This window comes from Streptomyces sp. NPDC043996 (assembly GCF_056435225.1).
In genome coordinates, this window is record NZ_JBWKEY010000007.1 from 279,598 (window position 1) to 292,153 (window position 12,556).

14 protein-coding genes are annotated in these 12,556 nt (G+C 73.1%); 9 read left to right on the top strand and 5 right to left on the bottom strand.

What is annotated here, in order from left to right; all coding sequences use genetic code 11:
• Window positions 1-4: 4 nt before the first annotated feature.
• The 4 genes from AC07A4_RS20530 (at window position 5) to AC07A4_RS20545 (ending at window position 3,498) form a co-directional block, all read left to right on the top strand.
• Window positions 5-1,120 carry a GNAT family N-acetyltransferase gene (locus AC07A4_RS20530; RefSeq protein WP_478600538.1) on the top strand — a complete coding sequence of 372 codons (1,116 nt, stop codon included), beginning with the start codon at window positions 5-7 and terminating at the stop codon, window positions 1,118-1,120.
• A gap of 77 nt (window positions 1,121-1,197) precedes the next feature.
• Entirely contained in the window at window positions 1,198-2,472 is a 1,275-nt protein-coding gene (locus AC07A4_RS20535; protein ID WP_478600541.1) for a DegT/DnrJ/EryC1/StrS family aminotransferase, read from the top strand.
• A 109-nt stretch (window positions 2,473-2,581) separates the two neighbouring features.
• Entirely contained in the window at window positions 2,582-2,872 is a 291-nt protein-coding gene (locus tag AC07A4_RS20540; RefSeq protein WP_478600544.1) for a hypothetical protein, read from the top strand.
• Window positions 2,873-3,024: 152 nt separating this feature from the next.
• Window positions 3,025-3,498 carry a carboxymuconolactone decarboxylase family protein gene (locus AC07A4_RS20545; RefSeq protein WP_478600547.1) on the top strand — a complete coding sequence of 158 codons (474 nt, stop codon included), beginning with the start codon at window positions 3,025-3,027 and terminating at the stop codon, window positions 3,496-3,498.
• On the opposite strand, the gene AC07A4_RS20550 is transcribed toward AC07A4_RS20545, so the two are convergent.
• Both AC07A4_RS20550 and AC07A4_RS20555 read right to left on the bottom strand, forming a co-directional pair.
• Complete coding sequence (locus tag AC07A4_RS20550; protein WP_478600550.1) at window positions 3,486-4,193, bottom strand: DUF6585 family protein; 708 nt, start codon at window positions 4,191-4,193, stop codon at window positions 3,486-3,488. The genes AC07A4_RS20545 and AC07A4_RS20550 overlap by 13 nt on opposite strands.
• A gap of 51 nt (window positions 4,194-4,244) precedes the next feature.
• Window positions 4,245-4,883: a TetR/AcrR family transcriptional regulator gene (locus tag AC07A4_RS20555; RefSeq protein WP_478601053.1), complete on the bottom strand. Its 639-nt coding sequence runs from the start codon at window positions 4,881-4,883 to the stop codon at window positions 4,245-4,247.
• A 112-nt stretch (window positions 4,884-4,995) separates the two neighbouring features.
• On the opposite strand from AC07A4_RS20555, the gene AC07A4_RS20560 reads away from it, so the two are divergent.
• The 4 genes from AC07A4_RS20560 to rox all read left to right on the top strand — a co-directional run bounded on the left by AC07A4_RS20560 (window position 4,996) and on the right by rox (window position 8,945).
• Window positions 4,996-5,616, top strand: coding sequence for a dihydrofolate reductase family protein (locus tag AC07A4_RS20560; protein ID WP_478600553.1), 621 nt, complete (start codon window positions 4,996-4,998; stop codon window positions 5,614-5,616).
• A 77-nt stretch (window positions 5,617-5,693) separates the two neighbouring features.
• A complete protein-coding gene (locus tag AC07A4_RS20565) occupies window positions 5,694-6,452 on the top strand; it encodes a VOC family protein (protein ID WP_478601055.1) in 759 nt (252 codons plus the stop codon).
• A 59-nt stretch (window positions 6,453-6,511) separates the two neighbouring features.
• Entirely contained in the window at window positions 6,512-7,402 is an 891-nt protein-coding gene (locus AC07A4_RS20570; RefSeq protein WP_478600556.1) for a GNAT family N-acetyltransferase, read from the top strand.
• Between the two features lie 115 nt (window positions 7,403-7,517).
• The gene (gene rox, locus AC07A4_RS20575) at window positions 7,518-8,945 is read left to right on the top strand and encodes a rifampin monooxygenase (RefSeq protein WP_478600559.1); all 1,428 of its coding nucleotides are present in this window, start codon (window positions 7,518-7,520) and stop codon (window positions 8,943-8,945) included.
• Between the two features lie 57 nt (window positions 8,946-9,002).
• Here rox and AC07A4_RS20580 read toward each other — a convergent pair whose 3' ends face one another.
• A complete protein-coding gene (locus AC07A4_RS20580) occupies window positions 9,003-10,205 on the bottom strand; it encodes an acyl-CoA dehydrogenase family protein (protein ID WP_478600562.1) in 1,203 nt (400 codons plus the stop codon).
• A 43-nt stretch (window positions 10,206-10,248) separates the two neighbouring features.
• Window positions 10,249-10,704, bottom strand: a complete 456-nt coding sequence (locus AC07A4_RS20585) for a flavin reductase family protein (protein WP_478600565.1) — start codon at window positions 10,702-10,704, stop codon at window positions 10,249-10,251.
• A gap of 119 nt (window positions 10,705-10,823) precedes the next feature.
• On the opposite strand from AC07A4_RS20585, the gene AC07A4_RS20590 reads away from it, so the two are divergent.
• The gene (locus AC07A4_RS20590) at window positions 10,824-11,444 is read left to right on the top strand and encodes a FadR/GntR family transcriptional regulator (RefSeq protein WP_478600568.1); all 621 of its coding nucleotides are present in this window, start codon (window positions 10,824-10,826) and stop codon (window positions 11,442-11,444) included.
• A 39-nt stretch (window positions 11,445-11,483) separates the two neighbouring features.
• Here the strand turns inward: AC07A4_RS20590 and AC07A4_RS20595 are convergent, their stop codons facing one another.
• Window positions 11,484-12,245: an SDR family oxidoreductase gene (locus AC07A4_RS20595; RefSeq protein WP_478600571.1), complete on the bottom strand. Its 762-nt coding sequence runs from the start codon at window positions 12,243-12,245 to the stop codon at window positions 11,484-11,486.
• Window positions 12,246-12,556 lie beyond the last annotated feature (311 nt).

The window sequence follows — 12,556 nt, forward strand, 5'->3', positions numbered from 1 at the left end:
TGAAGTGGACATATCGATCCACAGACCCGAGCGGCTGAGCCCCGCGCTGCGCGCGGACTGGCACCGCACGATGGACGCGTCCCCGGACTACGCCAACCCCTTCCTGGCCCCGCAGTTCGCGGCCGGGATCGGCACCCACCGCGGCGGGGCGCACGTGGCGGTCCTGCGCCAGGACGGCGAGGCCGTCGGCTTCTTCCCGTACGAGCGCAACGCCTTCGGCGTCGGCCGCGCCATCGGCCTCGGGCTCTCCGACTGCCAGGCCCTCGTGCACCGCCCCGGAGTCACCTGGGACACCCCCGAACTCCTGCGGGCCTGCGGCCTGTCCGTCTTCGAGTTCGACCACCTCGTCGAGGAACAGCACTCCTTCGGACCGTACGTGACCGGCATGTTCGACTCCCCGGTCATCGACCTGAAGGACGACGACAGCGACGGCGGCTACGCGGAGTGGCTGCGCGGCTCCTACCCCGGCATCGCCAAGACGACCCTGAAGAAGGAGCGCCGCCTGGCGCGCGACCTCGGCGAGGTCCGCTTCGTCGTCGACGAGCGCGACCCCGAACCGCTGGCGCGGCTCATGCGGTGGAAGTCCGCCCAGTACCGCAGGACGGGCCGCATGGACCGGTTCGCGCGGCCCTGGATCGTCGACCTGGTGAACCACCTCTTCCAGGTCCGCGACCGCCACTTCACCGGGGTCCTCTCCGTCCTGTACGCGGGCGACCGCCCGGTGGCCGCGCACTTCGGGCCGCGATCGCGCACGGTCTTCGCGTGCTGGTTCACCGCGTACGACCCCGAACTGCGCTACTACTCGCCCGGCCTGATCATGCATCTGCGCCTGGCCGAGGAGGCGCGGCGGGACGGCATCCGCCTGATGGACCTGGGGCGCGGCGACAAGGAGTACAAGGACTGGCTCAAGACCCGGGAGTTACGCGTGGGCGAGGGCTTCGCGAGCCGCCCGCACCCGGTGGCCACGGCGCACCGCCTGTGGCGCAGACCCGTGCGCGGCCTGCGGAACACGGTCCTCGCCCACCCCCGGCTGCGCGAGCCCGCCGACCGGCTCCTGAAGGCGGTCGGCGGCCTGCGCACCTCGGGCCGCGCCGCCCCGGGGCCCCACGGGAACCCGTAGCGAGGCCTCGCACCCGAGGGTCGCTCCCTTCGCAGCGATGGCCGTTCGACAACTCGACGACAACGGAAGAGGTGACGATGCCCTACGGATCACGGCTCGCCGCGACCATGACGCGGCGCATCGGACGCGAGTGCGTCTACACGCCATCGGCCCGCCTCGCCCTGTACCTGGCCCTGCGCCGATGGTGCCGTCCGGGCGGCCGCGTGCTGATGTCACCGGTGAACGACGACGTGATCCTCTTCGTCGTCCTCGCGGCCGGTCTCCGCCCGGTCCAGGCCCCCGTGTCGCCGTGGGACGGCAACATCGACGTGGCCGCCGTGCCGGAGGCCACCTGGCGCGACGTGGACGCCGTCCTCACCACGAGCCTGTACGGGATGCCGGACCGCGTCGTCGAACTGCGCGACCGCTGCGCCGCGCTGGGCATCCCCCTCATCGAGGACGCGGCGCACGCGATCGGCACGCACGTGGACGGGCAGCCGATCGGCACCTTCGGCAAGGCGGCGGCCTTCAGCCTGTCCAAGCACGTGGCGGCGATGGCGGGCGGCTTCCTCGTCGTCGAGGACGCGCGCACCCGGCGGGAGCTGGAGCAGCTCCGCGACGACCTCCTCGTGCCAGGGCGCCTCCGCCACGACCTGGTCACGACGCTGCGCCCGCTGGCCCGTTCGACCGTGCGCTCCCTGAAGCTGGTCCGCCCGGTGTGGCGCACCCTGCAGCGCCTCGGCCTCCTGGAGCGCGTGGCCTACGACTACCGCATGGACCTGCACGCCCCGCGCCTGGCCCGCTCCGCGCTCCAGGCGCCGAGCCTGGCGGCGTACGAGCCCTGGGTCCGCGTCGACCTGCACGACTACCGCGCGCGGCAGGGCACCCTGGTGCGCGGCCAGGTCGGGGTGCGCCTGGCCCGCCTCGACGAGGACCTCACCCGGCGCCGGGCCGGGGTCGGCCTGCTCGCCGCCACCGCGTGGGCCTCACCGGCGCTGCGCACCGCGGGCACGTACGGGCCGCCCGCCCTCTTCAGGACCCCGCTCCTGGTGCGGGACCGCGACACCCTCGTGGACCGCCTCGTGCGGCACGGCATGGTGTGCGGCTACATCTACGACCCGCCGCTCGACGACTACGCGGGCGCGGAGTTCGTCGAACCGTCCCCCGACCCGGCGGCCGCCCGCTGGTTCGCCGCCCACGTCCTGCCCGCGGACCCGCTCCTGGCCCCCCAGGTCATCAGGGCCCTGGCCCGCGAGGCGGCGAACCCGGCGCGCTACGGGACGGCCGGGGGCGCGCCGGGCCACGGGGGCCAGGGGCGTGAGGGTGAGCGGGGCCGGGGCCGGGACCACGCCCGGCACGCGCCCGCCCCCTGATCTGCCGCCCCCCTCCGGACGGGGCGGGGGTGGGCTTTCCCCATCCCCACCCGATCACCCACCCCACGGCGCTACGCTCCAGGGCTCTCACACGTCCTCGGGGGGACCCATGCGCCGCTCCACCGTCCTCATCCCCACCGGCGTCCTCGCGGTCGCCGGCACGCTCACGGGCCTCGCCCTCTGGCTCACCCAGCCGTCGTACGCCGACCGGGTCCAGGACTGCGCCCACGCGCTCAGGAGCCAGCACACGAGGGCCCCGGCGGAGCCCCCCGACGCCTGCGACGGGGTGAAGGCCGACGACTACGCCGAGCTGGTCACCGAGGCCGAGCGCGAGGGGCGCGGGGGCGTGGACGAGAGCGGGCGCTTCGAGGAGGACGAGAACCCGGACGCGCTGCCGTAGCCGCCTGGCTCGCCGACCGGAATCCCCGCAGGTGAGGCGCGTCACATCGATCCATGTCACAGCTGGCCGAGCCGACTCGTCAAAGGGGTGTAGCCGCGACACAGCGGCAGCGAAACGGCAGCGAGCAACACGGCAGCAAAAGGAGCACCATCATGGAAGCGCGCCTCAACCCCTTCACCAACCCGGTCCTCGGCAAGGTCTTCAAGCACCTCATCGCCGCGGGCAAGGTCCTCGCGGACACCACCCTGCCCGCCACGACGCAGGAGCTGGTGAGGCTGCGGGCCAGCCAGATCAACAGCTGCGGCTTCTGCACGGACATGCACTTCAAGGACGCCGTGCACGCCGGGGAGTCCGCAGAGCGCCTCAACCTGGTCGCGGTCTGGCGGGAGGCCACCGTGTTCACCGACGCCGAGCGCGCGGCCCTCGAACTGACGGAGGAGGCCACCCGCATCGCCGACGCGGCGGGCGGCGTCCCGGACGCGGTCTGGGCGAACGCCGCCAAGTACTACGACGAGGACCAGCTCGCCGCCCTCGTGGGCGTCATCGCCGTCATCAACGCCTTCAACCGGGGCAACGTCATGCTCCAGACGCCCGCGGGCGACTACCAGCCCGGTCAGTTCGGCTGAGCGCGGGCGCTGGGGCGGCCCCGCAGCCGATCCGCGAGGGCGAGGAGCAGATACAGGTTCGCGACCTGGGGGACGGCACAGTTCAGTGCGATGTGACCGCGCGCGTTCTCGAAGCGCAGGCCTCCGTGCACGACTCGGGCGGCGGCGACGTCCGCCCACCGCATGGACTTCGACTTCACGGACACGGTGTCCCGGTCGAAGGAGACGTAGCCGTACGTCAGCCTCTCGCCCCGGCGCAGCCGTTCGAGTGCCGTGTCCCCCTGGGCGCGCAGCACGCCCTGCTGGATCTCGGGGCCCCACTGGCCCTCGTACACGACGAAGGGGCCGCGCGTGTGCGAGGTCACGCCCATGCGGGTCAGCTGCCGCTTGAAGCTGCCGTGGTCGCCGCGCCCGACCGACAGGGCGGCCCCGTCCGGGCTGACGAGCGTGTAGGTGGAGTCCTGGAGCGCGCCGTTGAGGGTGGACAGGTGCTGGAACACGTTGGTCGTGTCCCAGCGGTACACCCACGTGCCGCCGTCGGCCCCGGCGGTGACGACCACTCCCTCCTCGTACAGATGGAGCCGCCCTTCCCCCCACCGCTTCCTCCTGAACCCCTTCAGGTCCCCGGCCCCCATCCGCCACTGGCCAAGCCGCGCTCGCTCCGCTAACTGGGACACCGGCACGCCCGGTGCGGGTATCGGTTCGCGATCAGCCATGCCATGCCTCCGTGGTGAGTCGTCCGTCGTCGGTCACGGCGACTACGACGATCAACGCGGGGCCGTCGGTTGCCCGATCGGGTGGGTGCCGAGGGCGGCGCCCAGGAGGGCGCGGAGGTGGTCGGCCTCCGGGAGCAGGGTGGCTTCGATCTCGTCGTCGGTCCTGCCCGCCAGGGTGAGCTCCTGGATGCGCCGGAAAAGGAGCCGGTCGGCGGCGGCGATCAGGGCCGCGGCGGCGCGGGGCGCGATGGCCGGGGCGGCGTCCGGGGCGGTGGCGGCCAGGGCCGTGGCGAGGGACTCCTCGCGCTGGTCGTGGAGTTCGCGCAGCCGGGCGGTGAGGGTGGGGCTGTCGGCGACCATGCGGGCGAACGCCAGGCCGGTGAAGCCGACGACGGGGCTGTGCTCGAGGAGGGCCGCGCGGAACGTGCGGCCCAGGGCGGTGAGCGGCTCCTCGTCGGGCCCGCGCTCGGCGACGGTCCTGGCCAGGCCCTCGGTGAACGCCTCGTGGTGGTCGAGGGCCAGGTCTTCCTTGCGGGGGAAGTAGTTGGTGACCGTCTTCTTGGAGACGCGGGCCGCGGCGGCGATCTCGGCGATGGTGGTGCGCTCGAAGCCCTGGTCGATGAAGAGGCTGGTGGCGCGGTCGGAGATCAGCTGCCTGGTCTCCAGCTTCTTGGACTCACGGAGCCCCATCTCAGCAGTCATGGAGCAATCTTACATCCGACATAAAAATATGCTTGACCGACTGGGTGGTCATGGCTAAAGTTGCGTCCGTCGTAAAAATCCCCTGGATGAACGGACCGCATTGCGCAAGCTCACGTACTTCGTCGGCGCCTCCATCGACGGCTGCATCGCCGCCCCCGACGGTGACTTCGACTTCTTCATGCCGTACGTCACCGAGGACTTCCTGCCGCACCTGATCGCCGAGTACGCGGACACCCTCCCGGCCCCGGCCCGCGCCGCCCTCGGAGTCGCGGAGGCACCCAACACCCGCTTCGACACCGTGCTCATGGGCCGCGGCACCTACGCCCCGGGCCTGGCCGCGGGGCTCACGAGCCCGTACGCCCACCTGCGGCAGATCGTGCTCTCCCGCACGCTCACCACGAGCCCGGACCCGGCCGTCGAGGTCACCGACGAGGACCCCGTCGCCTTGGTGCGGGGGCTCAAGCAGGAGGACGGCCTCGGCATCTGGCTCTGCGGCGGCGCCGATCTCGCCGGTCAGCTGCTGCCCGAGATCGACGAGCTGATCGTCAAGCAGTACCCGTTCGTGGCCGGCACCGGCATCCCGCTCTTCCGCGCCGGCTTCTCACCGTGCCAGTTCCAGCTCACGGGGAGCCGCGTGTTCGAGCGCGGCAACGTCGTTCTTACCTACGCCAAGGCGCCCGAGCCCGCGTCTGAGTCCGGGGCCGAGCCCGAGTCCGCATAGGGCCGCCCCGCCCGCCCGTACGCGCTGAACCCACCCCGCAACCCTCAGGAGTTCCCCTGAACGTCACCGCCTCCACCCTGTCCCTCACCGTCGCCGACGTGGAAGCCTCGACCGAGTTCTTCCGCACCCACCTCGGCTACCAGGTCGCCATGGCCGCCGACGGCTTCGCGTCCCTGACGCGCGACGACGCGGCCGCCGACGTCGTGCTGCTGCGGAGCGGCAGCGAGGTGCTCCCGCCCGAGCAGCGCGACCAGCGGGCCACGGGCCTGATCTTCGCGCTCACCGTCACCGGCATCGAGGCCGAGGAGCGGCGCCTGCGCGAGGCGGGCGCCCCGATCACCATGCCGCTGCGCGAAGAGCCGTGGGGCGAGCGGCTGTTCCAGCTGACCGATCCGAACGGGGTCGTCGTCCAGTTCGTCGAATGGGCGACGCCGGAGGAGTCCCCGGAGCCCGAGGCGCCCGCCGCGGTCGTGATCACCCCCACCGCCGAGAACGTCACGGAGTCCCCGAACGCCCGCATGACCGGCCTGGCCGCCCCCAGCCGGGGCAGCGCGGAGCTCAGCACCTGGACGGTCGCGATGGCGGCGGGCCAGACCGGACCCGAGCACGTCATCAGCCGCGAACAGGTCTGGACGGTGACCGCCGGAGCCCTCGACGTCACCTGCGTGGGCCGCACCGAGACGGTCGAGGCCGGGCAGACCCTCGTGCTCCCGCCGGACGTGCTCCGCCAGGTCCACGCCCCGAAGGCCGCCGAGGCGCATGTCGCGATGCGCGCGGACGGCGTGGCCTCTGTGCCCGGCGCGGAGGGCACCCGCACCCTGCCTTGGGCCCAGTAACCCCCGTACCACGCACGGCCCCTTCCCCTTCCCCTTCCCCTTCCCCTGACGGAGACAGCTTGACCCTGCGCATCACCGCCCTGACCGACCCCGAGGAGACCGCCGCGGCCCGCCGTCTGGCCTGGCTGGCCTCAGGGCCCGACGGGGGCCCCGCCGGGTACGCGTTCCTGCGCCTGTTCACCGGCGCGGGCCAGCGCCACCTCGCCGACCTCGACGTCCAGGTCCACCGCGCCGAACGGCGCGGGCGCGTGGGCACCCTGCTGCTCGACGCGGCCCTCGCCGCGGCCCGTGACGACGGCCGGAGCGCCGTCGTCGCCCAGGCCGAGGCCGGATCGCCCGGCGCGGCCTTCCTCGCCGCCGCCGGTTTCCGCGTCGCGCTCACCCTCACGTACGCCCGCCTGCCGCTGGCCGACGCCGACCTGCCCGCGCTCGCCGCCCTCACCGCCCTCGCCGAGAAGCCGCACCCCGGCTACCGCCTGACGGCGTGGGAGGGAACGGTGCCCGACGAACTCGCCGCCACCTATGTGGCATCGCGCCGGGCCATGGACGACATGCCGATGGGCACCGTCGACTACGGCACGGTGGTCTGGGACCTCGACCGGGTACGGGCGGCGGCCGCCGCCGTGGCCGCGCGCGGCGACATCCTCCACACCGTGGCGGCCGTCGACCGGGCCGACGGCACCATCACCGGCTTCACCGAACTGGTCGTCCCGGGCGACGGTACGGGCGACGCCCAGCACTACGGCACGGCGGTGCTGCCCGAGCACCGGGGCCACGGCCTGGCCCGCTGGATGAAGGCCGCCGCGATCGTCGGGGCCCGCGCACGCCACCCCCGCCTCGGCGGCCTCCTGACCGACACCGCCGACAACAACCCGCACATGCGGCGCGTCAACGACGAACTCGGCTATCTGCCGACGCACGCGGCGCATGAGTACCAACTCGATCTGTAGACCGGCCGCACGGCGGAGGCCCGCGTACGGCCGTACCGCGCACCCGTTACCTTCAATGCCTTCAATGCCTTCAACGTCGGCATATCGGATATCAGAGTTTCATGTGGGGGATTGTGTGATCGACGTGATCGTCGCCGGTGGTGGGCCGACCGGCCTGACGCTGGCCGCCGAGCTGCGGCTGCACGGCGTGCGGGTCGTGGTCCTGGAGAAGCTGACCGAGCCCGCAGGCCAGTCCCGCGCGCGGGGACTGCACGTACGCAGCGTCGAAGTGCTCGCCCAGCGCGGCCTCCTCGACCGGTTCCTCGAGGTCGGCGAGCGGTTCCAGGCCGGTGGCTTCTTCGCCGCGATCATCAAGTCGTGGCCTCAGGGCCTGGACACCGGGCACCCGTACGGACTCGCCATCCAGCAGACCGTCACCGAGCGGCTGCTGACCGAGCGGGCCGAGGAACTCGGCGTGGAGATACGGCGCGGCTGCGAGGTGGCCGGGCTGAGCCAGGACGAGGACGGGGTGGACGTCGACCTGGCCGACGGCACGCGGCTGCGCGCTCGCTACCTGGTGGGCTGCGACGGCGGCCGCAGCACAGTGCGCAAGCTGCTGGGCGTCGGCTTCCCCGGCGAGCCCGCCACGGTCGAGACGCTGCTCGGCGACGTCGAGGTGGCCGAGGACCCGGCGGCCATGGCCGCGGTGATCGCCGAAATCCGCAAGGAGCACGTACGGTTCGGGGCCGTCCCCATGGGGGACGGGGTGTTCCGCCTCATCGTGCCCGCCGAAGGGCTCGCCGATGACCGTACGGTCGCGCCGACCTTCGAGGAGTTCACCGCGCGGCTGCGGGCGTTCGCCGGGACCGACTTCGGGGCGCACTCGCCGCGCTGGATCTCCCGGGTCGGCGACGCCAGCAGGCAGGCCGAGCGCTACCGGGTCGGCCGGGTGCTGCTCGCCGGGGACGCGGCGCACATCCATCCGCCAACCGCCGGGCAGGGCCTCAACCTCGGCATCCAGGACGCGTTCAACCTCGGCTGGAAACTGGCCGCCGAGGTGGGCGGCCGGGCGCCGGAGGGCCTCCTCGACACCTACCACGCCGAACGGCACCCGGAGGGCGCCCGCGTGCTGGCGAGCACCCAGGCGCAGGGGGTGCTCCTGGAGGGCGGTGCCGGGGCGAAGGCGCTGCGGGAGCTGTTCTCGAAGCTGCTGGACATCGAGGAGGTCAACGCGTACGTGACCGGCATGATCACGGCGGTCGACGTCCGCTACGACCTCGGTGAGGGCCACGCCCTGCTCGGCCGGCGGCTGCGCGACGTGGCGCTGAAGCGGGGCCGTCTCTACGACCTGACGCACGACGGCCGTGGCCTGCTGCTCGACCAGACCGGCCGCCTCTCGGCGGCGGGCTGGGCGGACCGCGTGGACCACGTCGTCGACGTCAGCGAGGAAGTGGACGTGCCCGCGGTACTGCTGCGCCCCGACGGCCACGTGGCGTGGACCGGCGACGACCAGCGGGACCTGGACGCCCACCTGGCCCGGTGGTTCGGGGCCGCGGAGTCCTGACGGGGCCGGGGCGGACCCGCCGGGTTCGGCGTGCTGGCCACCCGGCGGGCCGAGGTCTCAGACGAAGGGCGTGATCTGCTCCTCGACACCCAGCAGCACCTTGCCGTACATCTCCAGGCCCACCGCGGGCGTGGCGACCGCGTGCCGTCCCGCAGTGCTCGCGTCGCGCCAGATCCGCTGCAGCGGGTTGACGTCGGCGAAGGCGCCGCCGCCGTGCACGTTGAGCAGGGTGCTGAGGGCTTCGAGGACGTTCTGGATGGCGTAGCCGCTGTCCGCCCGGACCCGGACGCGGGCCTCCTTGTCGAGGTCGCCGCCGCGGGCGGCGGCCTCGTCGATGTCGGCCGCGGCCCGGTGCAGATGCAGCTGCGCGGTGTCGACGCGCATCGCGGCCTCGGCGATCTGGAGCTGTACGGCCACCGACTCGGACTGCGTCTCGTAGTAGGTGTACGAGACCGCCGGCTTGGTCGCGGCCTTCTCGGTGACCAGCTTCAGCGCCGCGCGCGCCATACCCATCTGGGGCCCGGCCAGGCCCAGGGCGAGGAGCGGCGCGAGCGGCGAGCGGAACAGGCCGGTCGGCCCGTGCACGGCGGGCAGCTCGCCCTCGATCGCGCCGGGTACGGAGATGACGCGGTGCCCGGGGACGAAGACGTCCTCGGCGATCAGGCAGTTGCTGCCGGTGCCGCGCATCCCGGCGACGTGCCAGACGTCCTCCATGTCCAGGTCCGCGCGCGGCACCAGGACCATCGCCTGGTCGACCACCTCGCCGCTGTCGTCGGTCAGCGGTATGCCGAGGACGGCCCAGGTGGAGTGCCAGGAGCCGGAGTTGTAGTACCAGCGGCCGGAGATCCGCCAGCCGCCCTCGGCCTTGCCGCTGGTGGCGGTGGCGGGGGTGAAGACGCCGGTGACCCGCGCGTCGGGGTCGGCGCCGAAGACCTCCTCCTGGGCCTCGAGCGGGAAGAGCCCGGCCAGCAGGTTGCAGGTGTTGACCACCGCCACCACCCACCCCGTGGAACCGTCGCCCTCCGCGATCGCGGCCGGTACGTCCAGCAGGGTGCGCATGTCGACCTCGTACCCGCCGAAGCGGCGGGCCACGGTCAGCTTGAAGAGCCCCGCGTCCGTCAGCGCGTCGATGACCTCGTCGGTGATCCTGCGGTCCGCCTCGATCCTGGTGGCGTGCTCGCGCAGCAGCGGCCGCAGCGCGGTGGCCCGTGCCACCAGCTCGGCGGTGGTCGGGGCGGAAGCGTCGGTGGTGGTCGTCATGCTCTGTCTCCCTAGCCTTGAACACGTAGTGGAATGACGGGGGTTACGCGACCGGCGCGAACGCGGAGTGCGTGCCGAAGGTCCGGTGGCCGTAGACCAGCGGCGCCGCCGCCGTGGACGTACGGGCGTGGGTGACCGTCCCGAGGAGCAGAAGGTGGTCGCCGCCCTCGACCCGCGAGGTCAGCTCGCACACGAGCCAGCCGGGCGCCTCCGGCAGTCGCGGCAGCCCATGGTCGTACTCCCACCGGAGCCCGGAGAAGCGGTCGGCCGAACGGCGGGCGAAGCGCAGTGCCAGCGCTTCCTGCCGCGCGCCGAGCACGTTCACCCCGAAGCGCCCCGTCGCGAGGACGCGGGCAAGGAGCCCCGATGCGCGGTCGAGCGCGACCGAGACCATCGGCGGCCGCAGGGACAGCGACGCGAACGCGCTGACGGTCGCCCCGTGCGGCGTCCGGTCCGCGGCGGCGGTCCGGTCCGAGGTAGCGGTAGCGGTAGTGGTCACGACGGTCACCGGGGCGCAGACCCCGGCCATCAGCTCCCGGAAGCCCTGCTCGGCGGCGCGGCGACTGGGAACGCGCCGCGGCCTCCCGCGCCGAGGTCGCCGCGGAGCGCGTCGCGGCCATGGTGGCGGCGGCGGAACCGGGCCAGCGCCTGGGCACCAAGGAGGAACTCCGGGCCGCGTGCGCGGTATCCGTCGGCACGTTCAACGAGACCCTGCGGCTGCTCCAGTCCCGCGGCCTCGTCACCGTGCGCCCCGGCCCGGGCTGCGGCCTCTTCGCCGCCGAGCAGTCACCCATGCGGCGCCTGGGCAACTCCGTCCTCGCGCTCGACGCCCACCACGCGGACGGCGCCCGCGCCGAGGAGGCCCGGCGCATCCGCGACGCCCTGGGCCCCCTCCTGGTCGAGGACGCCCTCTGGCACGCCTCACCCGCCGATGTAGCGGCGCTCCGACGCGAGTTGACGACCCTGGCCGAGGCGGCCCAGCACTCCGACCCGGCCGCCTTCGCCGCCGCCGACCACCGCCTCCGTACGCGCCTGGCGGCCATCAGCCCCAACACACTGCTGCGCTCGCTCTACGCGACACTCCTCCCCCTGACCGACCCCGACCCCACCGGCCAGCTCCAGCACCGCTACGAGCGCCACGCGGCCCTGATCGACGCCCTGGAAACCCGCGACCGCGCCAGGGCACTGGAACTGACGCGCGCCGACTGGCCGGTGGCCGAGGACCCGCCTCGTCCGTGACCGGGCGAAGGGGGGAGCCCGGCCAGGGGCCAGACCGGTTCAGTGGGCGGCGACGAGGCCCTGGGCGAAGCCGCCGTCGACGGCCAGCTCGACGTTGGTGGTGAAGGTCGCGTCGGCGGCCAGGAAGAGCGAGGCCTTGGCGACCTCCTCGACCGTGCCGTTGCGCTTGAGCGGCGTGGTCTCGTCGCCCTGCCGCTCGAACTCCCTGCGCTGCTCCTCCGTCAGGCCGGGCACTCCCATCGTCGGCGTCTTGATGAACCCGGGGGCGACCGAGTTGACCCGGATGCGCCGGGGCAGCATCTCGGCCGCCAGTACGTGGGCGAGGGCACGCGCGGCCTCCTTCGAAGCGGAGTACGCGCTCAGGCCGGGGAAGACGACGTCGTTGGCGACCGTGGTGAACACGATCGACCCGCCGTCCTCGATCAGCGGGGCCAGCGCTTGGACGGTGAAGAAGACGCCCTTCGTGTTGATGGCGAACTGGCGGTCCCAGGACGCCTCGGTGACCTCCGCGAGCTCGGCGAACTCCGCGATGCCGTGGTTGACGAAGAGATGGTCGACCCGGCCGAGCCTGTCCCGGGCGAGGTCGGCGAGGGCGGCGATGTCCGCCATGCTGGCGGCGTCGGAACGCACGACGTGTGCCGCCTCGCCCTTGAGCTCCGACCGTGCCTTTTCGAGCGTGCTCTCGCTGCGGCCCGTCAGGACCACCTCGGCTCCTTCGGCGAGCAGCGCCTTGACGATCGCCAGGCCCATGCCGTGCGTCCCACCGGTGACGACGGCCTTCTTGTCCGTGAACCTGCTCATGGTGACTCCTTGAGTTGTCGGTGCTGTGTCGGTGCTGTGTCGGTGCTGTGTCGGGTGCTGTGGCGGGTGCTGTGTCGGTGCTGTGCCGCTGGTTGTCGTTGCCGGAACGACTCTTCTGGAGGGCGCTTTCGGACTGCCCGCGGTCCGCTTTCGGCTGGCTGTCGGGTGCCGCTTTCGGTCCGCTGCCGGGTACCGCTGCCGGGTACCGCTGCCGGGTACCGCTCCCGGTCCGCTGCCGGTCCGCTGCCGGTCCGCTGCCGGTCCGCCGCCGGGTGCCCGCTCGCGGCCTGTGTGCTGCCCGTACGCTGGGC

Coding starts and splice junctions, on each gene's coding strand:
- AC07A4_RS20535 (WP_478600541.1), top strand. CDS start 1,198: ATGCCCTACGGATCACGGCTCGCCGCGACCATGACGCGGCGCATCGGA.
- AC07A4_RS20540 (WP_478600544.1), top strand. CDS start 2,582: ATGCGCCGCTCCACCGTCCTCATCCCCACCGGCGTCCTCGCGGTCGCC.
- AC07A4_RS20545 (WP_478600547.1), top strand. CDS start 3,025: ATGGAAGCGCGCCTCAACCCCTTCACCAACCCGGTCCTCGGCAAGGTC.
- AC07A4_RS20550 (WP_478600550.1), bottom strand. CDS start 4,193: ATGGCTGATCGCGAACCGATACCCGCACCGGGCGTGCCGGTGTCCCAG.
- AC07A4_RS20555 (WP_478601053.1), bottom strand. CDS start 4,883: ATGGGGCTCCGTGAGTCCAAGAAGCTGGAGACCAGGCAGCTGATCTCC.
- AC07A4_RS20580 (WP_478600562.1), bottom strand. CDS start 10,205: ATGACGACCACCACCGACGCTTCCGCCCCGACCACCGCCGAGCTGGTG.
- AC07A4_RS20590 (WP_478600568.1), top strand. CDS start 10,824: ATGGTGGCGGCGGCGGAACCGGGCCAGCGCCTGGGCACCAAGGAGGAA.
- AC07A4_RS20595 (WP_478600571.1), bottom strand. CDS start 12,245: ATGAGCAGGTTCACGGACAAGAAGGCCGTCGTCACCGGTGGGACGCAC.